At 68.2% G+C, this 25,856-nt stretch carries 32 protein-coding genes; 14 read left to right on the plus strand and 18 right to left on the minus strand.

Going from position 1 to position 25,856, the window contains the following annotated elements:
* Positions 1 to 34: 34 nt before the first annotated feature.
* The 7 genes from hpf to J2W68_RS14110 all read right to left on the minus strand — a co-directional run bounded on the left by hpf (position 35) and on the right by J2W68_RS14110 (position 5,384).
* Complete coding sequence (gene hpf, locus J2W68_RS14080; RefSeq protein ID WP_310236866.1) at positions 35 to 361, minus strand: ribosome hibernation-promoting factor, HPF/YfiA family; 327 nt, start codon at positions 359 to 361, stop codon at positions 35 to 37.
* 136 nt (positions 362 to 497) lie between these two features.
* Entirely contained in the window at positions 498 to 1,946 is a 1,449-nt protein-coding gene (locus J2W68_RS14085; protein ID WP_310236868.1) for an RNA polymerase factor sigma-54, read from the minus strand.
* A 36-nt stretch (positions 1,947 to 1,982) separates the two neighbouring features.
* Positions 1,983 to 2,702, minus strand: a complete 720-nt coding sequence (lptB, locus tag J2W68_RS14090) for an LPS export ABC transporter ATP-binding protein (protein WP_310236870.1) — start codon at positions 2,700 to 2,702, stop codon at positions 1,983 to 1,985.
* Complete coding sequence (gene lptA, locus J2W68_RS14095) at positions 2,702 to 3,244, minus strand: lipopolysaccharide transport periplasmic protein LptA (RefSeq protein WP_310236872.1); 543 nt, start codon at positions 3,242 to 3,244, stop codon at positions 2,702 to 2,704. Before lptA ends, lptB begins: the two co-directional genes overlap by 1 nt.
* Entirely contained in the window at positions 3,222 to 3,788 is a 567-nt protein-coding gene (lptC, locus tag J2W68_RS14100) for an LPS export ABC transporter periplasmic protein LptC (protein ID WP_310236874.1), read from the minus strand. The genes lptA and lptC overlap by 23 nt, the downstream gene beginning before the upstream one ends.
* A complete protein-coding gene (locus J2W68_RS14105) occupies positions 3,785 to 4,342 on the minus strand; it encodes a KdsC family phosphatase (protein WP_310236876.1) in 558 nt (185 codons plus the stop codon). The genes lptC and J2W68_RS14105 overlap by 4 nt, the downstream gene beginning before the upstream one ends.
* Positions 4,343 to 4,382: 40 nt before the next feature.
* A complete protein-coding gene (locus J2W68_RS14110) occupies positions 4,383 to 5,384 on the minus strand; it encodes a KpsF/GutQ family sugar-phosphate isomerase (protein ID WP_310236878.1) in 1,002 nt (333 codons plus the stop codon).
* Between the two features lie 163 nt (positions 5,385 to 5,547).
* Here J2W68_RS14110 and J2W68_RS14115 point away from each other — a divergent pair, with 163 nt between their 5' ends.
* Genes J2W68_RS14115 through J2W68_RS14125 form a run of 3 tightly spaced genes read left to right on the plus strand, consistent with a single transcriptional unit; the run spans position 5,548 to position 7,361 of the window.
* Positions 5,548 to 5,802, plus strand: a complete 255-nt coding sequence (locus tag J2W68_RS14115; protein WP_310151052.1) for a BolA family protein — start codon at positions 5,548 to 5,550, stop codon at positions 5,800 to 5,802.
* Positions 5,802 to 7,061, plus strand: a complete 1,260-nt coding sequence (murA, locus tag J2W68_RS14120; protein WP_310236880.1) for a UDP-N-acetylglucosamine 1-carboxyvinyltransferase — start codon at positions 5,802 to 5,804, stop codon at positions 7,059 to 7,061. Before J2W68_RS14115 ends, murA begins: the two co-directional genes overlap by 1 nt.
* 3 nt (positions 7,062 to 7,064) lie before the next feature.
* Positions 7,065 to 7,361 carry an EF-hand domain-containing protein gene (locus J2W68_RS14125; RefSeq protein WP_310236882.1) on the plus strand — a complete coding sequence of 99 codons (297 nt, stop codon included), beginning with the start codon at positions 7,065 to 7,067 and terminating at the stop codon, positions 7,359 to 7,361.
* A gap of 73 nt (positions 7,362 to 7,434) precedes the next feature.
* Here J2W68_RS14125 and J2W68_RS14130 read toward each other — a convergent pair whose 3' ends face one another.
* The 5 genes from J2W68_RS14130 to purM form a co-directional block, all read right to left on the minus strand.
* Complete coding sequence (locus J2W68_RS14130; RefSeq protein WP_310236884.1) at positions 7,435 to 8,133, minus strand: DUF3108 domain-containing protein; 699 nt, start codon at positions 8,131 to 8,133, stop codon at positions 7,435 to 7,437.
* Positions 8,134 to 8,147: 14 nt separating this feature from the next.
* On the minus strand, positions 8,148 to 8,960 hold the full coding sequence (locus J2W68_RS14135; protein ID WP_310236886.1) for a DUF3108 domain-containing protein: 813 nt from the start codon (positions 8,958 to 8,960) through the stop codon (positions 8,148 to 8,150).
* Positions 8,884 to 9,540: a phosphoribosylglycinamide formyltransferase gene (gene purN / locus J2W68_RS14140; protein WP_310236888.1), complete on the minus strand. Its 657-nt coding sequence runs from the start codon at positions 9,538 to 9,540 to the stop codon at positions 8,884 to 8,886. The genes J2W68_RS14135 and purN overlap by 77 nt, the downstream gene beginning before the upstream one ends.
* Complete coding sequence (locus J2W68_RS14145; protein ID WP_310236889.1) at positions 9,537 to 9,917, minus strand: hypothetical protein; 381 nt, start codon at positions 9,915 to 9,917, stop codon at positions 9,537 to 9,539. The genes purN and J2W68_RS14145 overlap by 4 nt, the downstream gene beginning before the upstream one ends.
* 94 nt (positions 9,918 to 10,011) lie before the next feature.
* Complete coding sequence (purM, locus tag J2W68_RS14150) at positions 10,012 to 11,055, minus strand: phosphoribosylformylglycinamidine cyclo-ligase (protein ID WP_310236891.1); 1,044 nt, start codon at positions 11,053 to 11,055, stop codon at positions 10,012 to 10,014.
* 146 nt (positions 11,056 to 11,201) lie between these two features.
* Here purM and J2W68_RS14155 point away from each other — a divergent pair, with 146 nt between their 5' ends.
* From J2W68_RS14155 to hda, 3 genes are read left to right on the plus strand one after another with little or no spacing between them, the layout of a single operon-like run.
* On the plus strand, positions 11,202 to 12,296 hold the full coding sequence (locus J2W68_RS14155) for a DUF2066 domain-containing protein (protein WP_310236895.1): 1,095 nt from the start codon (positions 11,202 to 11,204) through the stop codon (positions 12,294 to 12,296).
* 34 nt (positions 12,297 to 12,330) lie between these two features.
* Positions 12,331 to 13,515 carry an AI-2E family transporter gene (locus J2W68_RS14160; RefSeq protein ID WP_430539741.1) on the plus strand — a complete coding sequence of 395 codons (1,185 nt, stop codon included), beginning with the start codon at positions 12,331 to 12,333 and terminating at the stop codon, positions 13,513 to 13,515.
* A gap of 7 nt (positions 13,516 to 13,522) precedes the next feature.
* A complete protein-coding gene (gene hda / locus J2W68_RS14165) occupies positions 13,523 to 14,224 on the plus strand; it encodes a DnaA regulatory inactivator Hda (protein ID WP_310236896.1) in 702 nt (233 codons plus the stop codon).
* 78 nt (positions 14,225 to 14,302) lie between these two features.
* Here hda and murU read toward each other — a convergent pair whose 3' ends face one another.
* Positions 14,303 to 15,028, minus strand: coding sequence for an N-acetylmuramate alpha-1-phosphate uridylyltransferase MurU (gene murU / locus J2W68_RS14170; RefSeq protein ID WP_310236899.1), 726 nt, complete (start codon positions 15,026 to 15,028; stop codon positions 14,303 to 14,305).
* Between the two features lie 159 nt (positions 15,029 to 15,187).
* Here murU and J2W68_RS14175 point away from each other — a divergent pair, with 159 nt between their 5' ends.
* Positions 15,188 to 15,661, plus strand: a complete 474-nt coding sequence (locus tag J2W68_RS14175) for a DUF6491 family protein (protein ID WP_310236902.1) — start codon at positions 15,188 to 15,190, stop codon at positions 15,659 to 15,661.
* Here the strand turns inward: J2W68_RS14175 and J2W68_RS14180 are convergent.
* The 4 genes from J2W68_RS14180 to ftsY are packed head-to-tail and all read right to left on the minus strand — an operon-like array spanning position 15,637 to position 19,623.
* A complete protein-coding gene (locus tag J2W68_RS14180) occupies positions 15,637 to 15,912 on the minus strand; it encodes an oxidative damage protection protein (RefSeq protein ID WP_310236905.1) in 276 nt (91 codons plus the stop codon). The two genes, J2W68_RS14175 and J2W68_RS14180, sit on opposite strands and share 25 nt — an antisense overlap.
* A gap of 2 nt (positions 15,913 to 15,914) precedes the next feature.
* Positions 15,915 to 16,994, minus strand: coding sequence for an A/G-specific adenine glycosylase (gene mutY / locus J2W68_RS14185; RefSeq protein ID WP_310236909.1), 1,080 nt, complete (start codon positions 16,992 to 16,994; stop codon positions 15,915 to 15,917).
* Positions 16,991 to 18,298: an AsmA family protein gene (locus J2W68_RS14190; RefSeq protein WP_310236913.1), complete on the minus strand. Its 1,308-nt coding sequence runs from the start codon at positions 18,296 to 18,298 to the stop codon at positions 16,991 to 16,993. Before J2W68_RS14190 ends, mutY begins: the two co-directional genes overlap by 4 nt.
* A complete protein-coding gene (gene ftsY / locus J2W68_RS14195) occupies positions 18,295 to 19,623 on the minus strand; it encodes a signal recognition particle-docking protein FtsY (RefSeq protein WP_310236990.1) in 1,329 nt (442 codons plus the stop codon). The genes J2W68_RS14190 and ftsY overlap by 4 nt, the downstream gene beginning before the upstream one ends.
* Before the next feature lie 81 nt (positions 19,624 to 19,704).
* Here ftsY and rsmD point away from each other — a divergent pair, with 81 nt between their 5' ends.
* From rsmD to J2W68_RS14230, 7 genes are all read left to right on the plus strand, one after another.
* Positions 19,705 to 20,316, plus strand: a complete 612-nt coding sequence (gene rsmD, locus J2W68_RS14200) for a 16S rRNA (guanine(966)-N(2))-methyltransferase RsmD (RefSeq protein WP_310236915.1) — start codon at positions 19,705 to 19,707, stop codon at positions 20,314 to 20,316.
* A gap of 75 nt (positions 20,317 to 20,391) precedes the next feature.
* Positions 20,392 to 20,886 (plus strand): pantetheine-phosphate adenylyltransferase, encoded by a 495-nt coding sequence (coaD, locus tag J2W68_RS14205; protein WP_310236917.1) that lies wholly within the window; start codon positions 20,392 to 20,394, stop codon positions 20,884 to 20,886.
* 41 nt (positions 20,887 to 20,927) lie between these two features.
* Complete coding sequence (locus J2W68_RS14210) at positions 20,928 to 21,479, plus strand: hypothetical protein (RefSeq protein WP_310236919.1); 552 nt, start codon at positions 20,928 to 20,930, stop codon at positions 21,477 to 21,479.
* 158 nt (positions 21,480 to 21,637) lie between these two features.
* Entirely contained in the window at positions 21,638 to 21,892 is a 255-nt protein-coding gene (locus J2W68_RS14215) for a YfhL family 4Fe-4S dicluster ferredoxin (protein WP_232115790.1), read from the plus strand.
* A complete protein-coding gene (gene ggt / locus J2W68_RS14220; RefSeq protein ID WP_310236923.1) occupies positions 21,889 to 23,673 on the plus strand; it encodes a gamma-glutamyltransferase in 1,785 nt (594 codons plus the stop codon). Before J2W68_RS14215 ends, ggt begins: the two co-directional genes overlap by 4 nt.
* 46 nt (positions 23,674 to 23,719) lie before the next feature.
* Positions 23,720 to 24,631, plus strand: a complete 912-nt coding sequence (locus J2W68_RS14225) for an MBL fold metallo-hydrolase (RefSeq protein WP_310236926.1) — start codon at positions 23,720 to 23,722, stop codon at positions 24,629 to 24,631.
* Complete coding sequence (locus J2W68_RS14230; protein ID WP_310236929.1) at positions 24,628 to 25,035, plus strand: MAPEG family protein; 408 nt, start codon at positions 24,628 to 24,630, stop codon at positions 25,033 to 25,035. The genes J2W68_RS14225 and J2W68_RS14230 overlap by 4 nt, the downstream gene beginning before the upstream one ends.
* Before the next feature lie 178 nt (positions 25,036 to 25,213).
* Here J2W68_RS14230 and upp read toward each other — a convergent pair whose 3' ends face one another.
* Positions 25,214 to 25,846: a uracil phosphoribosyltransferase gene (gene upp, locus J2W68_RS14235; protein WP_310236932.1), complete on the minus strand. Its 633-nt coding sequence runs from the start codon at positions 25,844 to 25,846 to the stop codon at positions 25,214 to 25,216.
* Positions 25,847 to 25,856 lie beyond the last annotated feature (10 nt).

Genomic DNA, 25,856 nt, shown 5'->3' on the forward strand with positions numbered 1-25,856 from the left:
CGGTGCCCCGAAGGCAATTCGTGGGAGCAGCAGCCTAGCCGAAAGTCCCGTCGCGTGCAGGGTTCTCGCCGCGATGATGGTCGACGACCTTCTTACGGTGCTTGACCAGCAAGCGGTCGACCTTGTCGGCGAGTTGGTCGATCGCAGCGTACATGTCAGCCGCCGTCGCGTCGGCGTGCAAGGTCTTGCCGGCGATGATGGCGGTGGCCTCGGCCTTGTGGAGCAGCTTTTCGACACTGAGCTGGACACGCACGTGCAGTGGCTGATCAAAATGCTTGGCCAGCTTCTGGAACTTGGTGTCCACGTGGTCTCGCAGTGCGGGCGTCACCTCGAGCTGGTGGCCATGGGTCTCGACATGCATCGGCAACCTCCTTCAACGGTTCGGGAAGGACCCGTCCGCGATCGACGCGGGCGATCGGGTCCAGAGTAGCGCGACCGGGGCGCGGTGCAAGCGCCGTCCGTCACGTCTCTATCGACCACCGTAGAGCGCCGGAAGTTCAGGCGATGCGAACGCGCTCGTGCGACGAGACGATGTGCAGCGCCTCGCGGTACTTGGCCACCGTGCGGCGCGCGACCGGAACGCCGGACGCCTTCAGAAGTTCCGCCAGTCGGGCGTCCGACAGCGGTTTGCGCGGGTCCTCGGCGTCGATCAGGCTGCGGATCATCTGCTGGATCGCGGTGCTCGACGCCTCGCCGCCGCCTTCGGTGCCGACGCCGGAATCGAAGAAATCCTTGAGCGACAACGTGCCGCGCGGTGTATGCACGTATTTGCGCGCGACTGCGCGCGATACCGTGGACTCGTGCATGCCGATCTCCTCGGCGACCTCGCGCAGGGTCAGCGGGCGCAGCGCACGTTTGCCGAATTCGAGAAACCCCGACTGCTGGCGGACCAGGCAGCGCACGACTTTGAGCAGGGTTTCGCCGCGCGCTTCGATGTTCCTGAGCAGCCAGCGCGCTTCCTGCAGGCGCCCCTTGAGATAGCCGGCATCGCAGGCGCCCGCGTGCTGGATCATCTGTTCGTAGCCGCGGTGGATGGTCACGCGCGGAAAGTGCGAGCCGGCGAGCGTGACCCGCCAGACGCCGTTCTGGCGCGCGATCACGCAATCGGGGGTGACGTAGTTGTCGTGGGGCACGTTGCCGATCTGCGCCCCTGGGCGCGGGTCGAGGCTGCGCAGCAGCTGCAGCGCGGTCGCGGCTTCGTCGGCCGGGCAGCCCAGTACGTCCGCAAGTCCGGGCGCGCCGAGCTTGGGCAGGCGTTCGATATAGTCACGCGCGGCCAGCAATGCCACCGCGCGACCGGGCGTGTCGACATCCAAGGGCTCGAGCTGCAGGCGCAGGCATTCGCCGAGGTCGCGGGCGCCGACACCGACCGGGTCGAAGCGCTGTACGCGGCACAGCACCGCCGCGACCTCGGCGGTCGTGGCGCGCGTTTCCGGCAGCAGCGCGGCGACGATGTCGTCCAGCGACTCGCGCAGATAACCGTCATCGTCGATCGCATCGATCAGGGCGACCCCGATGTTGCGGTCGCGCGTCGACATCGTGCTCAAATGCAGCTGCCAGGACAGATGGTCCTGCAGGCTTTCGGACTGGATCATGCGGTCGGCAGCATCGCCGTCGCCGTCCGTGTCGGCATGACCCTGGCCGCTGCCGGCACTGCGCTCGTTCCAGCCATCGTCGCCATCCCAGGCGGCGGCCGGTTGGATCTCGCTGTCGCGGGCGGCCTGGTCCTGGCGGTTGTCCTGCTCCTGCGTGCTGCCACGTTCGGAAGGCGGCTGCACGGAGATCGGGTCGGGCTCTTCCCAGTCAAGCAGCGGATTGCTCTCGACCGCGGTGGTGATCTCGGTTTCCAGTTCCACTGACGACAACTGGAGCAGATGCAACGCCTGACGCAACTGCGGCGTCAGAACGAGGTGTTGCCCCAGCGATGTCTGCAGACGTGGCTTCATCGGATCCGGAACTCCCTGACCGGATGCGTGCGCCGGCTACAGACGGAAGGATTCCCCCAGGTAGACACGACGCACGTCGGGATTGGCCAGCAGTGCTTCCGGAGCTCCCTGCGCGAGCACGCCGCCGTCACTGAGGATATACGCCCGGTCACAGATCCCCAAGGTCTCGCGGACATTGTGGTCGGTGATCAACACGCCGATCCCGCGTTGCTTGAGATGGGTGACGATGCGCTGGATCTCGCCGACCGAAATCGGGTCGACGCCAGCGAAGGGCTCGTCGAGCAGCATCATGCGCGGGTTCGCAGCCAATGCGCGGGCGATCTCGACCCGGCGCCGTTCGCCACCCGACAGGCTGGCGCCGGCTTGGTCGGCGACGTGGGTGATCTGCAGCTCGTCCATGAGGTCGGCGAGCGTCTTGCGGCGACCGGCCTTGTCGAGATCCTCGCGCAATTCCAATACAAGCATGATGTTGTCGGCCACGCTGAGCTTGCGGAACACCGATGGCTCCTGCGGCAGATAGCCCACGCCGCGCTTGGCGCGGGTGTACATCGGTTCGGCGGTGATGTCGTGGCCGTCGAGCACGATGCGACCCGCATCGGCCGGCACCAGACCGACGATCATGTAGAAGCAGGTGGTCTTGCCGGCGCCATTGGGGCCGAGCAGGCCGACGACCTCGCCGGATTCGAGCGTCAACCCGAAGTCCTTGACGATCTCGCGCTGCTTGTAGCTTTTGCGCAGACCTTCGGCGACGAGCATCAGCGGCCGCCCTGCGCTGCCGGGGCCGGCTGCTGCGCCGGCGTCTGGTTGCGCGGCTGGAACTGCATGCGCACGCGGCCCTGGCCTTCGCCGCCGCCCTGCACGCGGCCGGTTGCCATGTTGTAGACGATTCGCTGGCCTTCGATCTTGCCCTGGCCCGGCTGGTTGACCACGGCATTGCCGGTCAGCACCACGGTGTCGCTGGGCATGTTGTAGTCGGCCTGGGCGGCGGTCGCATCGACCCAGCCACCATCATCCATCTGCTGTTTCAGCTTCACCGGGCCGCCGTTGAGGATCACCCGCTGGAATTCGCCGTTGCTACGGCGCAGATCGGCGCGCGTGGCCTGGATCTCGAGCGTGCCCTGGGTGATCGTGACGCCGCTGGTGAGCAGGCAGGGCAGGCGCTCGTCGCTGACCGAGCAGTCACTGGAGCCGGCATCGACGTCGATCGGCTGATTGCGGTCCGACGCCTTCGCCAGCACGGCGGTGGGCAGGGCGAACGCAGCGATCAGCAGCAGGCTAGCGGCGGGGAGTCGGTTCATTGCGGAATTTCACCTTGGAAAGAAGCTCGATCCGTCCCGAATCGAGGTCGGCACGCATGCCGGTGCCCTGCATTGTAGAACCGGGCTGTTCGACATCGACCACCGCGTCGGACGTGGCCTGGTTGCGCTGGGGAAAGACGTTCATCGCTTCGGTGTGCATCCGGGTGGGGCGCGGGGCGCCCTCCGGGCTGTCGGCGGTCACGTCGCCGCGCAGTCGCACTTCTTCGTTGTCCTCGGACACCCAGCCGGTCTGTGAGCGGATTTCCCAGCGGCCGTCGCCCTCTTTCTCGGGCACATGGAACAGCGGCGTAACCAGTTCGAGCGTGCGTGCGCCGGGCGTCTGCTGCATTTCGGGCGCCTGCAGCGAGAATGCCTCGCGGCCTTCGTTGTCGAGCGCGACGATGTCGAAGTCGCGCAGCAGGTAGTCGGTACGGCCGTCGGCCGGATCCTCGGCAACGATGGTGTCCTTCTGCCGCCACGCCGACCAGCCCGAGATCAGCGCGCCGAGCAGCAGCGTGACGGTCAACATCAGACGCCAGTTCACGAGACCCGTCCATCGGCATGGATGCCAGCCAGGCGACCCTGCGCGTGCAGGATCAGATCGCACAGTTCACGCCCGGCGCCGCGACCACCGTTGGCACGCGTGCGCCAGTGGGCGCTGTCGCCGGCGCAGGCGTGCGCATCGGCAGGCGACACGGCGAAGCCAACTGCGCGCATCGCACCGACGTCGGCCAGGTCGTCGCCCATGAAGGCGACTTCGTCCAGCGTCAGGCCGAGCGATGTGCACAGCGTTTCGACACGCTCGCGTTTGTCGGCGACGTGCACATGCGCGTCCACGCCGAGGTCCGCCGCGCGGCGTTCGACGATACCGCCCTTGCGCGCGGTCACCAGCGCGACCGAGATGCCGGCCTTGCGCAGCAACACCAGGCCTTGGCCGTCGTGGACGTGGAAGATCTTGATCTCTCGACCGTCGCTGTCGAAGCCCAGGCTGCCGTCGGTCAGGGTGCCATCGACGTCGAAGCACGCCAGGCGCACGCGGGCGGCGCGGGCGAGGATCGCGTCGGATACATCGGCGAAGGGGATGGGGGGAGCGGGCATGGTCTGGAAAGTATCGGGCATCGGGTGAATGGGCACCTGCTCAGACCACGCGGGCGCGCAGCAGGTCCTGGATGTTCAGGGCGCCGACGACCCGGCGGTCGCCATCGACGACCGGCAGCATGGTGATTTTGCGGGTTTCCATCAAACGTGCCGCCTCAACCGCAAGGGCGTCGGCAGCGATCGCGATGGGGTCTCGGGTCATCACGTCGGCGATGCGCGCATCGCGGACATCGATGGCGGGGTCGGTCAGCGTGCGGCGCAGATCGCCATCGGTGTACAGGCCGATCAGACGCTGCGCCTCGTCGACGATCACGGTCATGCCCAGACGCTTGCGGCTCATCTCCATCAGCGCGTCGGCGAGTGAAGCATCCGCAGTGACGGTGGGAATTTCGCCGCCGCCATGCATGACATCACGGATGTGCAACAGCAGGCGCCGGCCGAGGGCGCCGGCCGGGTGCGACCGGGCGAAATCGTCGGCGGTGAAACCGCGCGCTTCCAGCAGCGCGACCGCCAGCGCATCGCCCATCGCCATGGATGCGGTCGTACTGGTGGTGGGTGCCAGCGCCAGTGGGCAGGCTTCGGCCGGCACACTGATGTCGAGGTGGATGTCGGCGGCGGCCGCCATCGTCGAGTTCGCGCGGCCGGTCACCGCGATCAACGGATTGCCCTGGCGCTTGAGCACCGGCAGCAGCATCAGGATCTCGTCGGACTCGCCCGAATACGATAGCGCCAGCACCACATCGGCGTCCGTGATCATGCCGAGATCGCCGTGGCCGGCTTCGCCCGGATGCACATAGAACGCAGGGGTGCCGGTCGAGGCCAGTGTCGCGGCGATCTTGCGGGCCACGTGGCCGGACTTGCCCATGCCCATGCAGACGACGCGACCGCGGCATTCGAGGATGCGCGCGCAGGCGGCAGAGAATTCGCCGTCGAGCCGAGCGGCGACCGCCTGCAGACCTTCGACCTCGACCGCGAAGACGCGTCGTCCGCTGGCCGCGAAATCGGAGTCGACAGCGGCAACATCACGGGGGTGGTCGACCATATCCGGCACAGGGCTTTTCCGTTAGGCTAAGCCGTTCATTTTATGCGCTTTCCGGCGTGAATGCCCCGCGACAGGCGGCGTCGGCGATGACGGCTCATCCGCGCTTCACGCAGCGGGCGCAGCGACGTTCACGGCCCGGCAGCGCGGCCACAGGACCCGATTCTTGGATACCCAGACCATCACCGACCTCATCCAGCAGGGTCTGCCCGACGCCGTGGTACACGTGCAGGGCGACGACGGCGTGCATTTCGAGGCGCTGGTCGTCTCACCCGCGTTCGCCGGCAAGCTGCCGCTGGCGCGTCACCGCATGGTGTACGCGACGCTCGGTGCGCTGATGGGCCGCGAGATCCACGCGCTGGCCCTCAACACGAAGACGCCTGACGAGCACGCGGCCGCCACCGGCGCAGGGCAGGGCTGATGGACAAGATCATCGTCACCGGCGGCGCCACGCTGCAGGGCGAGGTGCGCATTTCCGGCGCCAAGAACGCCGTGCTGCCGATCCTGTGCGCCACCCTGCTTGCCGATGCGCCGGTCGAAGTCACCAACGTGCCGCACCTGCACGATGTGCTGACGACGACCAAACTGCTGTCGGGTCTCGGCGCCGGCGTCGAGCACGACGTCGAGCACGGGCGCGTGACCGTCGATCCGCGCAGCGTCACCAGCCACGTCGCGCCCTACGAGCTGGTGCGCACCATGCGTGCGTCGATCCTCGTGCTCGGCCCGCTGCTGGCCAAGTACGGTGCGGCGGAAGTGTCGCTGCCCGGCGGCTGCGCGATCGGTGCGCGCCCGGTGGACCTGCATATCAAGGCACTCGAGGCCCTGGGCGCGACGATCACTGTTGAACACGGTTTCATCCGCGCGCACGCCGAGCGTCTGCGCGGTGGCCACGTGGTGTTCGAAACGATCAGCGTGGGCGCGACCGAGAACGTGCTGATGGCGGCGACGCTCGCCGACGGCACGACGCTGATCGACAACGCCGCGCGCGAGCCGGAGATCGTCGATCTCGCCGAATGCCTGATCGCGATGGGCGCCGACATTGGCGGCGCCGGCACCTCGCGCATCGAAGTGCGAGGCGTCGAGCGTCTGCATGGCGCCACGCATGCCGTCGTCGCCGATCGCATCGAGACCGGCACCTTCCTCGTCGCTGCGGCGATGACCGGTGGTCGCGTGACCGCGGTCGGCGCGCGTCCGGACACGCTGGGCGCGGTGATCGAACGCCTGCGCCACGCCGGCGCCACGGTCGAGATCGACGGCGACCGCATCACTGTCGACATGCAGGGCCGTCGTCCGCGCGCGATCGACATCGTGACCGCGCCGCATCCCGGGTTCCCCACCGACATGCAGGCGCAGTTCATGGCGATGAACTGTGTCGCTGAAGGCACCGGCACCATCGACGAGACGATCTTCGAGAACCGCTTCATGCACGTCAGCGAGCTGATGCGCCTGGGCGCGGAAATCGACATCGATGGTCCGCGCGCCAGCGTGCACGGCGTCGAACGCCTCAGCGGGGCACCGGTGATGGCGACCGATCTGCGCGCATCGGCGTCGCTGATCCTCGCCGGGCTGGTGGCCGATGGCGACACGACGATCGACCGCATCTACCACCTTGACCGCGGCTATGAGCACATCGAGCGGAAGCTTTCGGGCCTGGGCGCGCACATCCGGCGGGTGAAGTAGGCGATGGCGTTCAAGGGCCGGTTGTCGAACCGCCGCATCGCAGTATTCGCGACGATGGCGGTGCTGCTGCTCGCACTGGGCTGGATGCGCTACACCAATGCGGCGGCGCTCAGTGGCATGCCGTTCAAGGACATGGACTGGAACGAGGACGGTGCGCTCACCCGCAGCGAGGTGCTGCAGGGGTTCTTCACCGTCACCGCGGTGCGGACCCGGGAAGGCAACCGCAGCTGCGTCGATTACCGTCGTCGCGGATCGCCCGACTCGATCCGGGTGGAATGCAGGACCGAAACCGCGCCCTAGAGATCGGGTTGTGGCACGCGCAAAGAAAAGGCCCCGCAGTGCGGGGCCTTTTACATGGTGCGATGCGTGCGGATCAGTTGACCGACTGCAGACGCATGTCGATGTGGTCCTTGCCGTCGCGACGCTGCAGCAGGCGTGCGGGCACCGGCATGTCGTCGACGATCCACGCGATGATCTCGCGGCGACCATCTGTACGGACGACTTTGGTCGCCTGCATCGAACGACCGCCGACCGTCACCTGCTCGGTACCCTGGCGCTCGAACACTTGACGCTTGGCACGACCGTCCTCCACCAGGCGATAGCGCAGCGGAGACTTGCCGGCCTGCACGTCACGCACCAGCACCAGATTCATCAACATGCCGTCGAGGTCGCCGTCCTGCAGCTTCACCGGTCCGCTCTGGCCGTCGCGTACGTCGCCTGCAAAACGGGCTTCGCCCGAGTTCCAGTCGTAGGTCGTATTGAGTTCCCGGTTCTTCATCAGCATCGCCGCGAGGCCGGATTCGCCGCGCTGCGCGTCGCTGCTCGACACTGGACGCCACTGCTCGCCGTTGGCTTCGAACGTGGTGCTCTGCTCCAGACGCGCACCCGCGCCCGCAACCTGCAGACCGTACTTCCAGCGGTTGCCGGCTTCCTGCGCGAGATTCATGTTCGCCTGCGCGCGCATACCCATGTAATTGGCCTGGTAGGTCGCGGTGAACGGCTCGATCGCCAATGCAGGCAACGCGGCGAACGCCAACAGTGCAGCGCCGGTGGCAGTGAGCAGTCGGGTCATGGGGGCTCGTGTCTTCATTGTGGTGCTCCTTGGTATTCGACCAGGCGCAGGTCGACCGCGTCCTCGCCATCTTCGCGTTGCAGGATCCGGACCGGCGTCGGTACACCGTCCGCGACCCAGATGATCATCTCGTCGTTGCCGCCGTTGGTTCGTGAAACGCGCAATGCCGAGTAACTGATTTCGCCGACCTGTACGAGCTCCGGTTCGGACGCCGCCTGGTAGGCGTACTGGCGCACCCGGCCACCATCGACAAACCGATACTGCAGCGCCGCGTTCGGCGTGGCGTCACGCATCACTGCCAGATTGATCAGCAGCGCGCTCATGTCACCGGGCTGTAGTTGCACCGGCTCACGGCGGCGCTTGCTCAGATCGCCGGTCCAGCGGGCGACGTTGTTGGTCCAGTCGTAGATGCCTTCGACCTTGCGGTTGAAGAACACCGCGGCCTTGCGCGTCGTGCTCTGGCGCAGCGGGCGGTATCCACCGTCGGCGACGTCAAACAGCGTGTCCTGCTCGAGGTTCAGGCCGAGGATGCCGGCAAAGCCGCGGTTGCCACGGATGCCCAGGTCTACCTGCCATTGCTTGCCCTGCGGCTGCAGCCGCATCGTGGCAGTGCCGGCCTGCTTGCCCTGGTACCAGGCATCGTAGGTCGCGACGAACGGCTCGAGCTCGGCGGCGCGTGCGACCGAGGGCCACGCAACGATCAGCAGGGCGGTCGCGAACAGGGAGAGGAGGGCGCGCATAGGACGGGCATCATGCGAAGCGGTCGGTGGCTGCCAGCTGAAGCGGCGTGAGTGTGCGCTCGCCGTCGACATGAACGCCGTCTTCATACAGCTGCACGCGACCGGCGGCGATCCAGCGCAGGGTCTCGAGCAGCAGCGGGTGTTCTCGGGCAAGCACCCGTGCCGAAAGTGTCGCGGCATCGTCGCAGGGCAGCACCGGAACGCGCGCCTGCGCGACCACCGGGCCGCCGTCCAGCTCAGCAGTCACGTAATGCACGCTGGCGCCGTGCTCCGGTACACCTGCATCGAGCGCGCGCTGGTGCGTGTGGAGGCCCTTGAAATCGGGGAGCAGCGAGGGATGGATATTGATCAGCCTGCCGGCGCGTGCGGCCAGGACCTCGGCGCCGATCAGGCGCATATAGCCGGCGCAGACGATCAGATCCGGTCCAGCGGCATCGAGCGCGCCGAACAACGCGGCGTCATGCGCGGCGCGGTCGGCGAAGTCGCGCGGGCGGATGACGTGGGCCGGCAGCCCCGCGTCCCGGGCGCGCACCAGCGCCTGCGCGTCCTTGCGGTCCGACCAGGCGCCGGTGATCTCGGCATCCAGCGTGCCGGCCGCGATCGCATCGAGGATCGCCTGCAGGTTGCTGCCGCGGCCCGAAGCCAGTACCGCCAGTCGCAGGGTCACGGGCGCGGCCCCGGCACATCGAACAGCACGCGTATCTCCGGTCGCTGGAGGCTCAGCAGCGTCGCGATGGCCAGCGCGGTGCCGAGCGGCACATGCAGGCACAACAGCGCCGAGAGGGTCATGCACAGCTGCATACGTGTGCGTCGCAGCAGGTGCAGCCCCGACCAGATGCATAGCGCGCCACCGATCAGCGATGCGGCGGTCAGCACGGCAAACACCGCGATCGTCGCCAGACCGGTGGGATCGCGAAAGCCCTCTGCCGCCTCCTGGCTGATCCCGAATACCAGGATGATGCCGAAGGCCCCCGCGCCGGCAAGCGTCAATCCGCCGAGAACCAGATGCAGGATGCCGAGCGAACGCAACTGCCCGCCCGCCATCTCCGCCGGCACCGGAATGCGCGTCGACCTCGACGCGGTGGCCGGTGGCGCGTACGGCGATGCGGGTTCGTGACCGGGCGACACGACGCCGGAATCAGCCGATGCGGACGCGATCGCCGTCGCCGGCTTCGACCACTTCGCCGATCGTCCAATGGGCGAGGCCGAGGCCGTCGAGCGCGGCTCCGAACGCCGCCACGCTGTCGGCCGGCACCACCAGCACGAAACCGATGCCGCAGTTGAACGTACGCCACATCTCGTGATCGGCGACCGCGCCTTCGCGCTGCAGCCAGGCGAACACCGGCGGCTGCGGCCACGACTTCGCGTCGATCGTTAGGCCTAAGCCCTCGGGAATCACGCGGATGATGTTCTCGGTCAGGCCACCGCCGGTGACGTGGGCCATCGCGTGCAGCTGCGGGCCGAGGTCGCCACGCAGCAGTTCCAGCACGTGCTTGACGTACAGCGTGGTCGGCGCCATCAGCGCGTCGACCAGGTTCACGCCGCCGACTTCGAGATCGGTCGGACGGCCGGCACGTTCGAAGATGCGGCGGATCAGCGAGTAGCCATTGGAGTGCGGACCACTCGATGCAATGCCGACCAGCACGTCGCCGGCCTGCACCTGGCTGCCGTCGCGCAGCTCGGATTTCTCGACTGCGCCGACGGTGAAGCCGGCCAGGTCGTATTCGCCGATGCCGTACATGTCCGGCATCTCGGCGGTCTCTCCGCCGATCAGCGCGCAACCCGACAGCTCGCAGCCTCGGGCGATGCCGCCGATGACGGCCGCGGTGGTGTCGATGTCGAGCTTGCCGGTGGCGAAGTAGTCGAGGAAGAACAGCGGCTCGGCGCCCTGTACCAGCACGTCGTTGACGCACATCGCGACCAGATCGATGCCGATCGTGTCGTGGCGGCCGAACTGCTGGGCCAGCTTGAGCTTGGTGCCCACGCCGTCGGTGCCGGAGACCAGCACCGGTTCGCGGTACTTGCCCGACAGGTCGAACAGCGCGCCGAAACCGCCCAGGCCGCCCATGACCTCGGGCCGGAAGCTGCGCTTGACCAGCGGCTTGATGCGTTCGACGAGTTCGTTGCCCGCGTCGATATCGACGCCTGCATCGCGGTAGGTCAGGGGAGTGGGAGCGGTCACGGCAGCCGTCGCAAGGCGGGAAGACTGCGGATTTTAGCAGCCGGCCGGCCCGCAGTCGTGTTCCGTGCATCGGCGTCGCCACGGACCATCCGCATCGTTTATGGCACCATCGCGCCTCGATGACGCCCCGATCCAGGACTTGCCGGATGCACCGCCAGAAGCGCTCGCTCAACATGATGACGTGGCTGCTGGCCGCGCTGCTGGGCACGTTCGCCGTGTCCGGAACCGCCTCCGCGCAGCGCGTGGAAGGTGACCGGGCCGCGGCTGTCGGCCTGTATGCGGCCGAGATTCCGGTGCGCAGCCAGAGTGAATCGGAGCGCGAAGCCGGCTTCACCCGCGCCCTGGCGCAGGTGCTCGGCAAGCTGTCGGGGGATCGCAACGCTGCCCAGCGCCCGGGCGTGTCGCAGGAACTCCGCCGCGCGGCCCAATACGTCGAGGGTTACGACTACCGCCAGGACGAGGGCGTGTCCTCGCGCGGCTCGCCGACCTTCACCACTACGCTGGTCGTGCGCTTCCGCCAGGCCGATGTCGACGCCGTCGCCGGCGCGCTGGGGCTGCCGGTCTGGCCGGATCCGCGCCCCAAGCCGGTGATGTGGCTGGCGATCGACGACGGCTCCGGCCCGCGTCTGGTCGCGCTGCAGCAGAACAACGTGGCGCGTCCGACGCTGCAGCGCGCGATCGAGCGCGGCTATCGCCTCGGCCTGCCGTCCGGCAACGCCGCCGAACAGGCCGCAGTGGGTGCGATCTGGCGCGGCGACACGGCTTCGGTTGCGCGCATTTCGGCGCGCTACAACCCGCCGATGCAACTGATCGGCAAGCTCTATCGCGACGGCGCCGGCTGGAAGGCCGACTGGATCTTCGTCGACAGCGGCCGCGTGCTCGCGCGCTGGAGCGAGACCGGCGCGGATGCCCGGCGCACGCTCGCCAGCGGCGCCGACGGCGTGGCCGATGCACTGACCAAGCGCTATGCGCGCACCAGCCCGGCTGGCGCGCCGTCGACGCAGGCGATCGTGTTCTCGGGCATCAACAGCGGCGCCGACTACATCAAGTTGTCCGCGCAGTTGCAGCGCATGTCGGTGGTGCGTGGCATCCGTCCGGTGCGGGCGACGCCGATGGGGCTGGAGGTCGAACTCGACCTGCTGACCGGCATGACGGGATTCCGCCGCATGGCCGACGAAAACGTGTTCGTGGAAGCCGACGGCAACATCGAGGGCGTCACGCCCGTGTTCCATCTGCGTTGATCCCTTCTTCGCTGTTCCGCACGGACCGCCACCGATGATCCAGACCGACCCGCCGAACGCCGACATCGCGCGTTTTCTCAAGCGCCTGCAATGGGGCCTGGTGGCGTTCGCCGTGGGCTATGTGATCTGGCTGCTCGGTCCGATTCTCACGCCGTTCGTGCTGGCCCTGCTGCTCGGCTGGCTCGGCGATCCCCTTGTCGACCGGCTCGAGCGCCGCGGTCGTTCGCGTGCGGTCGCGGTCACGCTCGTGTTCCTGCTGATGACGCTGCTGCTGGCGCTGGTGCTGATCATCCTGGTGCCGATGATCGAACGGCAGATCGTGACCCTCATCGACAGCCTGCCGGAATATCGCGACTGGCTGCTCGGCACCGCGCTGCCGTGGATCGAACAGCGCACCGGTTATGAGGTGGTGTCGTGGCTCGACACCGACCGCATGATCGAGCTGATCCGCGGGCACTGGCAGCAGGCCGGCGGCGTCGCGGCCACCGTGCTGGCCTATGTGTCGCGTTCGGGATTCGCGATCCTTGCGCTGGTCATCAATCTGGTGCTGGTGCCGATCCTGGCGTTCTATTTCATGCGCGACTGGGACCTGCTGGTCGAGCGCGTCGCCGCGCTGATTCCGCGCGACCACATCGTGACCGCGACACGGCTCGCGCGTGAAACCAGCGAGTCCCTCGGCGGCTTTCTGCGCGGCCAGTTTCTGGTGATGCTGGGGCAGGGTGCGATCTATGCGGTCGGCATGTCGCTGGTCGGCCTGCGGCTAGGCCTGCTGATCGGCATGATCGCCGGCCTGATCAGTTTCATTCCGTATCTCGGCGCGACGGTCGGCATCCTGCTCGCGCTGATTGCGGCCATCGTGCAGGCGCAGGGTTTCGACTGGCAGTTGCTGATCCTGATCGGCGTGGTGTTCACGGTCGGCCAGCTGGTCGAGAGCTACGTGCTCACCCCGCGTCTGGTCGGTGACCGCATCGGTCTGCATCCGGTCGCGGTGATCTTCGCGGTGCTGGCCGGTGGTCAGTTGTTCGGCTTCCTCGGCATGCTGCTGGCGTTGCCGGTTGCTGCGGTCGCCAATGTGCTGCTGCGCTACGCACACGAGCGCTATCTGCACAGCCGCCTGTATGAAGGCGACAAGCCAGAGATCGAGATCGCGGGCGCGGCTGCATCACAGCGCCCGGTGATCATCGTCACCGGCGCCGAGGGTGCGGACGTCGAGCGTTGAGCCGGACATGAGTGGCCCATCGCCCCAGTTGCCACTGGCGCTCCGGTATCCGCCGGACCAGCGGCTCGAAACCTTCGTCGCCGACGACACCGCGCTGCTGCCGCAACTGCGCGATTTCGCGTTGGCCGGCGTGCGCCGTGGCCTGTATGTCGAAGGCGCGGCCGGTACCGGCAAGACTCATCTGGCGATCGCGCTGTGCGCGGAAGCCGACCGGCTGGGCCGCCGCGCGGTGTATCTGCCGCTGCGTGGCATCGCTGGCCGCCTGCGTGACGCCGCGCAGGCGCTCGATGGACACGATCTGGTCGCGATCGACGATGTCGACGTGATCGCCGGCGATCGCGACGACGAGGTCGCGCTGTTCGATCTGCACAACCGCCTGCACGATGCCGGTCGCGCGGTGTTCTACACCGCATCGGCCGCGCCGGAAGCGCTCGCGCTCGGCCTGCCGGATCTGCGCTCACGGCTCGGCCAGTGCATCCGCGTGCCGCTGCCGGTGCTCGACGATGCCGGCCGCCACGAGTTGCTACGCCTGCGCGCAGAGCGCCGCGGTCTGCAGGTCGATGCCGCGACGATTGACTGGCTGCTGCGTCGAGTCGACCGCGATCTGCCTGCGCTCACCGCGCTGCTTGATCGCCTCGACCATGCTTCGCTGGCCTCACAGCGACGCTTGACCGTGCCGTTCGTGCGACAGGTGCTGGCGCTTGACTGAGCGCGTCAGCTTGCTGAAGCCGTTCGCAGCATCGGCAGAGCAATGCGGAGCCCGCCGCGCCGCGTTCCCGAAAAATCTCTAGCCCAGCGCCGCATCCAGTTGCGCGAGCCGCTCCGGCGTGCCGACATCGGTCCAGCGGTCCGGATGATGCGCGCCTGTCACAAGGCCCTCGGCCATCGCAGCCCGCAGTAGTGGCGCGAGCTTGAACCGCGGCGGTTCGGCCTCGACGCCGGGCGCGCTGCCGATGATGTCGCGCCAGTTGTGCAGCAGGGCTGGACGGTAGACGCCCATCCCCGCGAACGTCAGCTTCGCGTCGCCGTCGCTGCGTACCCGCGCGCCATCGAGCGCGAAGTCGCCGGCCGGGTTGTGCGAGGGGTTATCGACGAGCACCAGATGCGCATCGCCGTCAGGCTCGGCAGGCAGATGTGCGAAGTCGTAGTCGCTCCAGACGTCGCCATTGACTGCGATGAAGGGCGCATCGCCGAGCAGGCGCAGCGCATGCAGCATGCCGCCGCCGGTCTCCAGCGGGGGCGCGCCTTCGTGCGAGTAATGCAGATGCAGCCCCCAGCGGCTGCCGTCACCGAGCATCGGTTCGAAACGGTCGGCGAGCCAGGACACGTTGACGACGACATCGCGCACGCCGAGCGCGGCAAGTTTTTCCAGATGCCAGACGATCAGCGGCTTGCCGCCTGCGGCCAGCAGCGGTTTGGGCGTGGTGTCGGTCAGCGGCCGCATGCGTTCGCCCAGGCCCGCGGCGAAGATCAGGGCCTGGCGATGGCGGGCAACTACAGTCGCGTTCGGCACGGCGGATCCAGTATGGCGGGCGCGACAGCGTACCCGGCAGCGACGCCGCGGGCGAGCCGGCCCGCGGCTGAACGCAGGCGGCGGATCGCGCGGTCCAGGACGCATCCCGGGCGCATCATCGGCGGCATCTCCGCAACCGCGCATCCGCAGGAGTCCGTCATGGCCTCGACCATCCGCCGCTGTCTTCGCACCGGAGTCGCATTGTTCGCGGCGCTCGCGCTCGCCGCCTGCGCGTCATCGCCGCGCACCATCGACGCCGAGAAATACGCGCTCTATGACGCGCATGCCGGCGAGGCGGTCGGCCATTTCCGCTATTTCGGTTCGATCAATGGCTGGACGCCACTCGGCGAGTCGGCACTTGCAGTGTGGACGCGCCCGAGCGAGGCCTGGCTGCTGGATCTCTCGGGTCCTTGTCAGGATCTGGCATTCACGCCGGCGATCGGCCTGACCAGCAACATGAGCCGCGTCAGTGCGCGCTTCGACAAGGTGCTGGTACGCAGCCGATCGTCGATCAATATCCCCTGCCACATCCAGCAGATCCGCCCGCTGGACATCAAGGCGGTCCGCGCCGCCGAGAAGCGCAATCCCGAAGGCGAGGCCCCGATGGATCAGGCGTCGGACGCAGGCACGTAACCGGCGACGCTGCCGGTCTGGCGTTCGAACAGGTACTTGCGCATCTCGCCTTCGAGGAAGGCGCGGTGCTTGGGATCGAGCGGCGAGAGCCGGTTCTCGTTGATCAGCATGGTCTGGTGCGCCAGCCAGCGCGCCCATGCCGGCTTGCCGATTTCGGCGAAGACCTGCTTGCCGAGTTCGCCGGGCCAGGGAATGAAATCAAGACCATCGGTTTCGGTCTGGTCGTGTACGCAGAAGACGCGTCGGCTCATGTTCAATCCTCCAGGGCGATGCGCGGCGCGAGCAGCAGCGTGCGGATCGGGGCGGGAATGCCGAGCGTCGCGAGTTCGTCGCGCGCCACCCAGCGCAGGCGGTCATTGTCGCCCACCCGGTGACGGGCAGGGAGGCTGTGCCAGTGCAGCGGCTGCATCCGCAGCTTGAAATGGGTGAAGCCGTGCTGCACCGGCAGCAGGCGTTGCGGCGTATCGAGATCGACGGCGTCGACTAGGCCCGATGCGTGCGTGCGCAGCCAATCGACTGCGCGCGTGTCGTCTTCGGCCTGCGGCAGCGACCACAACGATGCCCAGATGCCGGTCGGCGGGCGCTTTTCGAGCAGCACACGGCCTTTGCCGTCTTCCAGCAACAGCACGCTGGCTTCGCGCTCGGGCAGCGCTTTGGTCGGCCGCGGTGTCGGCAGTTCGTCGACGCGCCCCTGCGCGAACGCGGCGCAGTCCTCGCCGACCGGACACAGCAGACACGCGGGGTTGTGGCGCGTACACAGCGTCGCGCCGAAATCCATCTGCGCCTGGGTGTAGTCGGCCAGTCGCGTGTCCGGCAACAGCATTCCGGCGATCGACCACAACTGTTTTTCGATCTTCGGTTGCGCAGGCCAGCCTTCGACCGCGTGGCGGCGCGCGAGCACGCGTTTGACGTTCCCGTCGAGGATCGGAAACGGATCGCCCCAGGCCTGCGACAGGATCGCGCCGGCCGTACTGCGGCCGATGCCGGGCAGGGCGAGCAGGGCGTCGAGGTCGCGCGGCAGATCGCCGTCGTGCAGTTCGACGCAGCGCTGCGCGGCCGCGTGCAGGTTGCGCGCGCGGGCGTAGTAGCCGAGCCCCGACCACAGCGCGAGCACAGTGTCCTGCGGCGCATCGGCCAGTGCGCGCACATCGGGCAGCGCGCCGACGAAGCGCTCGAAGTACGGAATGACGACCCGCACCTGGGTCTGCTGCAGCATGATTTCCGACAGCCACACGCGATACGGCGTGCGCGGGTGCTGCCACGGCAGATCGTGCCGGCCGTGCACGTCGAACCACGCCAGCAGGCGCGTTGCGTAATCGGTGCGTGCGATCACGGCGGCGTGTCCCCGCTGCCGTCGTCGAATGTGATCTCCACGCCTTGCAGCACCGCGCTTGGCACCTCAAGACGATCGGCCGTCAGCTGTCCGCGCAATGGCGGCAGCGGCGAACCGGTCGCGAGTGCATCGAACCAGCCGAGCATCGCGGCGATGCGGGCCTCGCCGTCGAAGCTTGCGTGTTCGTGTTCCAGCCGCAACCCGACCGGCGCCGATGCATCCGCAGGGCCGTCATAGCGCAGTGCGAACGGCAGCGGCTGGGTCGAATCCGACAGCGGCGCCGGCAGCGCAGGCCATGCCTCGGGCCAACGCGCGATGCGGCCGTCGAGTGCGAGCGAAAGTCGCTCGCCCAGCGCGACCCGGCCACCGGCGATCAGATCCGGCACCACGCCTCCGCCGCGAAGCGCGAGACCCATCGGCGCGAACCCCAGCGCGTTGCCGTCACCGCCGACATGCAGCGCACCGTACAGACCGAGCACGAACGGCAGCGGCTCGTCCGCGTCAGCGCCCTGCCAGCGCGCATCGATTGCGATGCGCAGCGGCGACAACGCGAAGCCGGGCATATCCGCGTCGATGCGGGTGGCGTCGGCCTGCAGCGTGGTGTCGAGCCGGCCGGCTGCATGTACCAGCGCGAGCGTGCCGCGTGCTTGAAGATCGCGTGCATCGACCGCGCGGTCCGCATGCAGCTGCAGCCGGAACGGTGCCTGCAGCGCGTCGAGATGCGCGGTGCCTGCGATGCGCGCGTCGATCGCACGGTCGGCCTGCAAGGCGGGGAGTTCCAGCGCCAGTCCGTCGACATACCAGCCATCGCCGTCGAGGCGTCCGCGCACGATGTGCACACCGTCGGTGATCGCCGGCACCTTGCCGTCGCCCGGTGGACGCGCATCGAGCCAGCGCAGCAACGACGGCAGGTGCAGGCGCGGTGCGTCGAGTTCGACGCGAGTGATTTCCAGATCGGCGCCGCGGCTGCGGACGGTCTTCCACGGCAGCGACAGCAACATGCGTTCGGCCTGCAGCATCGGCACATCGGACGGGTCCGATCCGGGCGCGGTGATGCTGACCTCGCGCACCACCAGCTGCGGCGTGCCGCGCAGGCGGTATTCGACATCGCCTTCGAATGTGATGCGCAGGCCCAGCGTCGGTTCGAGGCGCGCCAGCACCAGGCGCAGGGCGCGTTCGGGCGGCAACAGCACTTGCACCAGCAGCGCGGCGACGATCGCCAGCACGAGCGCGATCAGCAGCAGGCGCAACCAGCGCAAACGACGCGTCGCCGATCGCTCCGGCGCCGGAGCGGGGTTGCTCACGCCCCCAGCGTCTCCGGCAGCATCGCGTCGACGAAGGCTTCGGCGTCGAACACTCGCAGGTCCTCGGGGCGCTCGCCGATGCCGGCAAAACGGATCGGAATGCCGAACTCGCGCGCAAGCGCGAACACCACGCCGCCCTTGGCGGTTCCGTCGAGTTTGGTCACGACGAGACCGGTGACCTGCGCCGCGGCGTTGAACTGGCGCAGTTGCGACAGCGCGTTCTGGCCGGTGGTGCCATCGATGACCATCAGCACTTCGTGCGGCGCGGTCGGATCGATTTTGCCGAGCACACGGCGGATCTTGCCGAGTTCCGCCATCAGGCCCTGTTGCGTGTGCAGGCGGCCGGCGGTGTCAGCGATCAGGATGCCGGTGCCGCGTGACTTGGCCGCCTGCAGCGCATCGAACGCCACCGCGGCCGGATCGGCGTCCTGGCCCTGGGCGACGACGGGCACGCCGTTGCGCTCGCCCCAGGCCTTGAGCTGGGCGACCGCGGCCGCGCGAAAGGTATCGCCCGCGGCCAGCATCAACTGGTGGCCTTCGTCCTTGTAGCGCTTGGCGAGCTTGCCGATCGTCGTGGTCTTGCCGACGCCGTTGACGCCGACAGTCAGAATCACGAAAGGCTTGGCATTCGTGTCGATGACCAGCGGCCTGGCCACCGGCTCGAGCATCGCGATCAGATCGCCACGCAGCGCCTTGAGGAGATCGTTGGCATCGACGAACGCGCGCGCCTTCATGCGCTTGCGCAGGGACTCGACCAGCTCGGTGCTCGCCGCGACGCCGACGTCGGCCGTCAGCAGCGCGGTCTCGATCTCGTCGAGCAGATCCTCGTCGAGCTTGGGATTGCGCGAGAACAGGCCGCCGAAGCTTTTCGCGAACGTGCTGCCACCCAGGCGCTCGCGCCAGCCCGACTTGCCCGGTGCGGCGGCGGGCATGGTGCTTGCGAACACGTAGTCGGCGAGTGCCGCAGCTGGATCCACGAACGCAGGCGGCGGAGGGGCCGGCGTTGCAGACGCCTCGGAAGTGACCGGGACGGAGACAGGCGCGATCTCGACTGCTGCCGGCGCGACATCAGCGAACGGGCTGCTGCCCTCGGGCGCGTGCAGCGGCGCCGCGCCAGGCTCGACGGTGCCGGTATCCTTTGTCGTGACCGTCGGCGCCGCCGATAGCGGAGGTGTCACGGGCGGAGCAGGCGGCGATGCAGGCGCAGGTGCGGGCGCAGCGGGCGGCGCGAATGCAGCAGCGATCTCTTCGGCGCTGAGGCGGCGTCGGCCGCTGTCGGCCTCGGGCTTGTCGGAGGGTTTGTCGCGCTTGAACCAGCTGACCATGCGGCCTTCGTAGCCTGGATGGGGGAGAATGGCGCGCATGGTATCACCCGACTTTCAGCGGCCCCGTGTGGGCGCACGCGCATGAATACCCCTCGTCACGGCGGCTCAGGCAAGCCGTCATCGAACGTCAACCGCAACACCGGCCCGGGCCGGGTGCGCATTGTCGGCGGTCGCTGGCGAGGCACGCGTCTCGATGTCCCCGATGTGGCCGGCCTGCGGCCGACCTCGGACCGGGTTCGCGAAACGTTGTTCAACTGGCTGCAGTCGGTGCTGCCCGGCGCCCGCGTGCTCGATCTGTTCGCCGGCACCGGCGCGCTGGGACTCGAGGCGGTGTCGCGCGGCGCGGCCAGCGCGGTGCTGGTCGAACGCGACATCGGGCTCGCCGCGGCACTGTGCGCGACCGCGGCGCGTCTGCCCGGCGGCGAGGCGGTCTCGGTCCAGCGCGGCGATGCGGTGTCGATGGCGGCCGGTCTGCCTACCGGCAGCATCGATGTCGCCTTCGTCGACCCGCCGTTCGCCGCCGACCTGTGGGCGCAGGCGTTCGCGGCCCTGGCTCCGGCGCTCGCGGTGGATGCCTGGCTGTACGTCGAATCGATGGCCGAGCGGCCCGCGTCGCCCGGGACGGGCTGGCAACTGCACCGCGAGCTGCAGACCCGCGAAGCGCACTGCGCGCTGTACCGGCGCGCCGGCTGATCGCCACCCGCGCCGCTGCTACACTTGCCGCCCGCGCCACGTTCCATCCGATTCCTTCGACAGCGAACGCAAGCCATGAGTGCGAGCCGCAACCGCATCGCGGTCTATCCCGGGACCTTCGATCCGATCACCAACGGCCACGTCGACCTCGTCGACCGTGCCGCGCCGCTGTTCGAGAAACTGATCGTCGGGATCGCCGAAAGCCCGGCCAAACGCCCCGCGATGACACTCGAAGAGCGCGTCGAACTGGCCCGCCAGGCGACCGCCCATCACGCCAATGTCGAAGTCATCGGCTTCGATTCGCTGCTTGCGCATTTCGTGCACGAGGTCGGCGCCGGCGTGTTGCTGCGTGGCCTGCGCGCGGTGTCGGATTTCGAGTACGAATTCCAGCTCGCCAGCATGAACCGGCATCTGATTCCGGATGTCGAAACATTGTTCCTCACGCCGGCCGAGCAGTACGGCTTCATCTCCTCCACGCTGGTGCGCGAGATCTCGCGTCTCGGCGGTGACGTGTCGGGCTTCGTGCCCGCCGCAGTCGATCGCGCATTGCGCAAACACTCGCAACGCTGACGTTGCCCATCAAACACCAGAGAACACAAAGAGGGAATGCCATGAAGTCCATCACCCGCGCAATGCTGATCGCCTGCCTCGTCCTGCCGGTCATTGCCTGTAGCAAGGAAGAAGAGCCGCAGCAGGTCGAGGTCGCGCCGGTCGCGGTGCCCACCACCGAGGACAAGACGGCGTGGAACGCCTATCTCAACGACGTGGCCGGCCGCCACATGGAAGGCGTCAACAATTCGCCCTACGTCTATCTGGTGCCGCCGGCGCCCGCGCCTGCAGCCGATGCGCCGCCCGCGGACACCACCACCGCCGATGGCGACCCGACGATGTCGACGCCGGTCGACGGCGCCTATGAGCGTCTGCTCGAGAAGGCCCAGCAGGACGTCGCCCGCGGCATCACCCGCGGCAACCTGCTGATCTTCGCGGGCCTGGATTCGGCGCGGACCGCCAACCTGGTGGTGGCCTCGTTTGCCGAGGTTGGTGCCGGCACGATGAACGGTGTGCGCGTGCTGTTCATCGGCAGCGCCGCGGACAGCGAGCGTGTCAAGGCCGCGGTCGAGCCCACCGGTTCGGAATACGTGTTCATCGACAACGCGGCCTGATCCAGGCCACGCCGGCGGCCGGCGCGTCCGGCCTGCCGTTTCCTGCAACGCCACCGCGCGAAAGCCCGGTGGCGTTGTCGTTTCCGGCGTAGTCGCGCGGTGAAGGCAGTTCCATCGATGGAACGCCGGGGCCAGGGGCCAGCCTCTACAATGCACGGATGTCTCTCAAGATCAACGAGCTCTGCGTCAACTGCGACGTCTGCGAGCCGGCCTGCCCGAACCAGGCGATTGCCCAGGGCGAGACGATCTACGTCATCGACCCGGCGCGCTGCACCGAATGTGTGGGCCACTTCGACGAGCCGCAGTGCGTCGTCGTCTGCCCGGTCGAATGCATCGACCCCGATCCCGACATCCCCGAAACCCAGGTGCAGTTGCTCGCCAAGCTGGCGCGCCTGCAGCAGGAGGCGTCATGAGCCGTTCCCGCTTCGCGTTCGCCGGCATGCCGGCGCTGCTGCTGTCGATGCTGCTGCTCGCGGTCGCGCCGTCCTGCGCACGCGACGTCCGTGGGCCGGACGCGCCTGCGGCCAGCACCGCGCAGAGCTCGGCGACGCCGTCCGGCAACGCGGTCGCCTCGGCGCATGCGCTCGCGACCGAAGCTGGTCTGCAGGTGATGCGCGAGGGCGGTAATGCGTTCGACGCGGCGGTGGCGACCTCGGCGGTGCTGTCGGTGGTCGAGCCGATCTCGTCCGGCCTCGGCGGCGGCGGATTCTTCCTGCTGCACGACGCATCGAGCGGCCGCGACATCTTCGTCGACGCGCGCGAGACCGCACCGGCCAGCGCGCACTCGGACCGCTACCGCAAGGCCGACGGCAGCTTCGACCGTGATCGCGCCGAGAACGGACCGTGGTCGGCCGGCATTCCCGGTCTGCCGGCGGCGTTCGTGCATATCGCCGAGACCTACGGCGCGCTGCCGCTGTCGAAGTCACTGGCGCCGGCGATCCGCATCGCCGAAGAAGGCTTCCCGGTCTATGCGCGGTTCGCGCGGGGCTACCAGTCGCGGCGTGCGGTCATGGAGCGCTACCCCGGCACGCGCGCGGTGTTCCTCGCCGACGGCCGCGCGCCCGAAGAGGGCGACGTGTTCCGTCAGCCCGATCTCGCACGCACGCTGCGCCTGCTGGCCGAACGCGGTTTCGACGGGTTCTACGGCGGCGAGACCGGCGCGAAGCTCGTGGCCGGTGTCAACGCGGAAGGTGGCGAGTGGACTGCTGCGGACCTGGCTGCGTACAAGGTCGTCGAGCGCGCGCCGATCCGCTTCCGGTACCACGACTGGGACGTCGTCACCGCGCCGCCGCCGTCGTCGGGCGGCATCGCGATGGCGCAGATGCTGCAGATCCTCGAGCCCTATGACCTGACCAAACTCGACGATGCCGCGCGCACGCATCTGGTCGTCGAATCGATGCGCCGCGCATTCCGCGACCGCACCTTCTATCTGGGCGATCCGGATTTCGTGAAGATTCCCCAGCGCACACTGCTGAGCCGCGACTACGCCGCGGGTTTGCGCGCGACGATCAATCCGGCGAAGGCGACGCCCAGCGACCTGCTGTCGGGCGACCCGACGCCGCTGGAAGATGAAGAGACCACGCACTTTTCGATCGTCGACGCCGCCGGCAATCGCGCGGCGGTCACGCAGACGGTCAACCTGCTGTTCGGCAGCGGCCTGGTCGCGCCGGGCACCGGCGTGCTGCTCAACAACGAGATGGACGATTTCGCGCTGCAGCCTGGCGTGCCGAACGCGTTCGGCGTCATGGGCTTCGATGCGAATGCGCCGAAGCCCGGCAAGCGTCCGCTGAGTTCGATGACGCCGACCTTCCTCGTCTCCGATGAGCGTGTCGCCGTGCTGGGCACGCCCGGCGGCAGCCGCATCATCACGATGGTACTGCTGGGCATCCTCGGCTACGACGCGGGCCTCGACGCACAGGGCGTCGCTGCCCTGCCGCGCTACCACCACCAGTGGATGCCGGACACGATCTCCGCCGAGTCCGATGTGTTCTCGGCCGACACCGCAGCGAAGCTGCGTGCGATGGGTCATACCGTCGATCTGCCCGGCGATCGCGCGGCCGGTGGCCGCGGGTCCAGCCACGTCTGGGGCAACCTGCAGACCATCGAATGGAACCGCGCGAACGGCACGCTGACCGGCGGCAGTGATCCGCGCAATCCCGTGGGCTCGGCGAAGGTGGAAGCGGCCGCGCGCTGATCCACTGCGCCTACAATCGGCCACCGGGCTGACGCGGGAGGGCGTCATGAAACTGTGGTCGATCCAGGGCAATACCCAGAAGCTCGACGGCGGCTCGATGTTCGGCAACGCGCCGCGCGCGATGTGGACCAAGTGGACCACGGCCGACGCACTCAACCGCATTCCGCTGGCGACGCGTGGTCTGCTCGCCACGCCGCTCAACGGCAAGACCGTGCTGTTCGAGACCGGCATCGGCGCGTTCTTCGAACCGAAGCTGCGCGAGCGCTTCGGCGTGCAGGAAGATCGGCACGTGCTGCTCGATTCGCTGCGCGACGCGGGCTTCGACCACGCCGATATCGACGTCGTGGTGCTGAGTCATCTGCATTTCGATCACGCCGGCGGCCTGCTGGCGCCGTGGTCCGAAGGCGCCGCGCCGGAACTGCTGTTTCCGAACGCGACCTTCGTGTTGTCCACGCCGCACTGGCTGCGCGCGAAGCGGCCACATGCGCGCGACCGCGCGAGTTTCATTCCCGGCTTGTGCGAGCTGCTGGAAGCGACGGGCCGCCTGGAATTCATCGAGAGCGCGCATGCGCCTTCGCTCGGCGACGCGGTGCGCTTCCATTACAGCGATGGGCACACGCCCGGCATGATGCTGGCCGAGATCCTCGGCCCCGATGTGCACGACGGGGCCCATCACGGCGGCGTGGTGTTCTGCGCCGATCTCGTCCCCGGGCGGCCCTGGGTGCACGTGCCGATCACGATGGGCTACGACCGCTTTCCCGAGCTGATCATCGACGAGAAGCAGGCCTTTCTCGCCGACATGGCCGCACGCGGCGTGCGCCTGTTCCTGACCCATGATCCCGACATCGCGCTGGTGCAGGTCGTGCGCGACGACGACGCCGGCCGCTTCAGCGCGATCCATCCGACCGCGGCACTTGCCGCGCGTTCCCTGCAGCACGCTCACGAGACCACACCATGACGCCACGTATCTCGCTTCTTATCGCATCGCTGCACGTGCTGCTGTACCTCGTGCTGACGATCCGCGTGGTCATGCACCGCAACGTGCACAAGATCGGGATCGGCACGGGCGGTGATGAAGCCCTCTCGCGCAAGGTGCGGGTGCATGCCAACTTCGTCGAATACGTGCCGCTCGGCCTGTTGCTGCTCGCGCTGCTGGAACTGGCGGCGATCAACACCGCGCTGCTGTGGACCTTCGGCATCGCGCTGCTGGTCGCGCGCGTGCTGCACGCCATCGGACTCGGCGGCTCGGCCGGTTATTCGTTCGGTCGCGCGACCGGCGCGCTGCTGACGTTCGCGACATTGCTGGCGATGGCCGGGTTCGGCATCTGGCGTTTCGTCATCGGCGCAATGATCGTCGCCTGACGCGCAGGTTTGCGGAAACGCATGCCCGCTGCAACAGCGGATTCCTGCAGGAGCGCGCTTGCGCGCGATCCGGGCGTTAGGGGTAATGCCGCATCGCGCGCGAGCGCGCTCCTACAGGGGACCGGGTGATCCGCGTCGCCAGGGGGGCGTAACACCGGACGGCGGCTGGCGATGGTGCTCAATCCACCCGGGTCCCGAAGATCTTGTCGCCCGCATCCCCCAGGCCGGGCAGGATGTAGCCCTTCTCGTTGAGGCGCTCGTCGATCGACGCGGTGTAGACCTCGACATCCGGATGTACCGCTTCTAGCGCGCGCAGGCCTTCCGGCGCGGCGACCAGGAACAGGCCCTTGATGCGGCTCGCGCCCGCCGCCTTGAGCATCGCGACCGTCGCGATCAGGGTGCCGCCGGTCGCCAGCATCGGATCGAGGATCAGGGCCGTGCGGTCGGCCATGTCGCCGACCAGATTCTCGTAATAGGGCACGGCTTCGAGCGAGTCCTCGTCGCGCTTGATGCCGACCACGCTGACCTTGGCCGCGGGAATCAGCTCGAGCACGCCCGGCAGCATGCCGATGCCGGCGCGCAGGATCGGCACCAGGGTGATCTTGCGGCCCTTGATGCGGCGCACCCGCACGGTACCCGCCCAACCTTCGACCTCGGCATCCTCGGTTTCCAGATCCGCGGTCGCCTCGTAGGTCAGCAGCGTCGCGACTTCGGCTGACAACTCACGGAAGGTCTTGGTGCTGTTGTCGGCGCGGCGCATCAGGCCGAGCTTGTGCTGCACCAGCGGATGACGGACTTCGACGGTTTTCATGGTGGGACCG

The sequence above is a fragment of the Luteimonas terrae genome (genome assembly GCF_031457535.1).
GTDB lineage: Bacteria > Pseudomonadota > Gammaproteobacteria > Xanthomonadales > Xanthomonadaceae > Luteimonas > Luteimonas terrae_A.

Bases quoted from the DNA above. Each gene is read 5' to 3' on its own strand.
- hpf (WP_310236866.1), bottom strand. From the start codon at position 361: ATGCATGTCGAGACCCATGGCCACCAGCTCGAGGTGACGCCCGCACTG.
- J2W68_RS14085 (WP_310236868.1), bottom strand. From the start codon at position 1,946: ATGAAGCCACGTCTGCAGACATCGCTGGGGCAACACCTCGTTCTGACG.
- lptB (WP_310236870.1), bottom strand. From the start codon at position 2,702: ATGCTCGTCGCCGAAGGTCTGCGCAAAAGCTACAAGCAGCGCGAGATC.
- lptA (WP_310236872.1), bottom strand. From the start codon at position 3,244: ATGAACCGACTCCCCGCCGCTAGCCTGCTGCTGATCGCTGCGTTCGCC.
- J2W68_RS14105 (WP_310236876.1), bottom strand. From the start codon at position 4,342: ATGCCCGCTCCCCCCATCCCCTTCGCCGATGTATCCGACGCGATCCTC.
- J2W68_RS14110 (WP_310236878.1), bottom strand. From the start codon at position 5,384: ATGGTCGACCACCCCCGTGATGTTGCCGCTGTCGACTCCGATTTCGCG.
- murA (WP_310236880.1), top strand. From the start codon at position 5,802: ATGGACAAGATCATCGTCACCGGCGGCGCCACGCTGCAGGGCGAGGTG.
- J2W68_RS14125 (WP_310236882.1), top strand. From the start codon at position 7,065: ATGGCGTTCAAGGGCCGGTTGTCGAACCGCCGCATCGCAGTATTCGCG.
- J2W68_RS14130 (WP_310236884.1), bottom strand. From the start codon at position 8,133: ATGACCCGACTGCTCACTGCCACCGGCGCTGCACTGTTGGCGTTCGCC.
- J2W68_RS14135 (WP_310236886.1), bottom strand. From the start codon at position 8,960: ATGAAGACGGCGTTCATGTCGACGGCGAGCGCACACTCACGCCGCTTC.
- J2W68_RS14145 (WP_310236889.1), bottom strand. From the start codon at position 9,917: ATGGCGGGCGGGCAGTTGCGTTCGCTCGGCATCCTGCATCTGGTTCTC.
- J2W68_RS14155 (WP_310236895.1), top strand. From the start codon at position 11,202: ATGCACCGCCAGAAGCGCTCGCTCAACATGATGACGTGGCTGCTGGCC.
- J2W68_RS14160 (WP_430539741.1), top strand. From the start codon at position 12,331: ATGATCCAGACCGACCCGCCGAACGCCGACATCGCGCGTTTTCTCAAG.
- hda (WP_310236896.1), top strand. From the start codon at position 13,523: ATGAGTGGCCCATCGCCCCAGTTGCCACTGGCGCTCCGGTATCCGCCG.
- J2W68_RS14175 (WP_310236902.1), top strand. From the start codon at position 15,188: ATGGCCTCGACCATCCGCCGCTGTCTTCGCACCGGAGTCGCATTGTTC.
- J2W68_RS14180 (WP_310236905.1), bottom strand. From the start codon at position 15,912: ATGAGCCGACGCGTCTTCTGCGTACACGACCAGACCGAAACCGATGGT.
- ftsY (WP_310236990.1), bottom strand. From the start codon at position 19,623: ATGGTCAGCTGGTTCAAGCGCGACAAACCCTCCGACAAGCCCGAGGCC.
- rsmD (WP_310236915.1), top strand. From the start codon at position 19,705: ATGAATACCCCTCGTCACGGCGGCTCAGGCAAGCCGTCATCGAACGTC.
- coaD (WP_310236917.1), top strand. From the start codon at position 20,392: ATGAGTGCGAGCCGCAACCGCATCGCGGTCTATCCCGGGACCTTCGAT.
- J2W68_RS14210 (WP_310236919.1), top strand. From the start codon at position 20,928: ATGAAGTCCATCACCCGCGCAATGCTGATCGCCTGCCTCGTCCTGCCG.
- J2W68_RS14215 (WP_232115790.1), top strand. From the start codon at position 21,638: ATGTCTCTCAAGATCAACGAGCTCTGCGTCAACTGCGACGTCTGCGAG.
- ggt (WP_310236923.1), top strand. From the start codon at position 21,889: ATGAGCCGTTCCCGCTTCGCGTTCGCCGGCATGCCGGCGCTGCTGCTG.
- J2W68_RS14225 (WP_310236926.1), top strand. From the start codon at position 23,720: ATGAAACTGTGGTCGATCCAGGGCAATACCCAGAAGCTCGACGGCGGC.
- J2W68_RS14230 (WP_310236929.1), top strand. From the start codon at position 24,628: ATGACGCCACGTATCTCGCTTCTTATCGCATCGCTGCACGTGCTGCTG.
- upp (WP_310236932.1), bottom strand. From the start codon at position 25,846: ATGAAAACCGTCGAAGTCCGTCATCCGCTGGTGCAGCACAAGCTCGGC.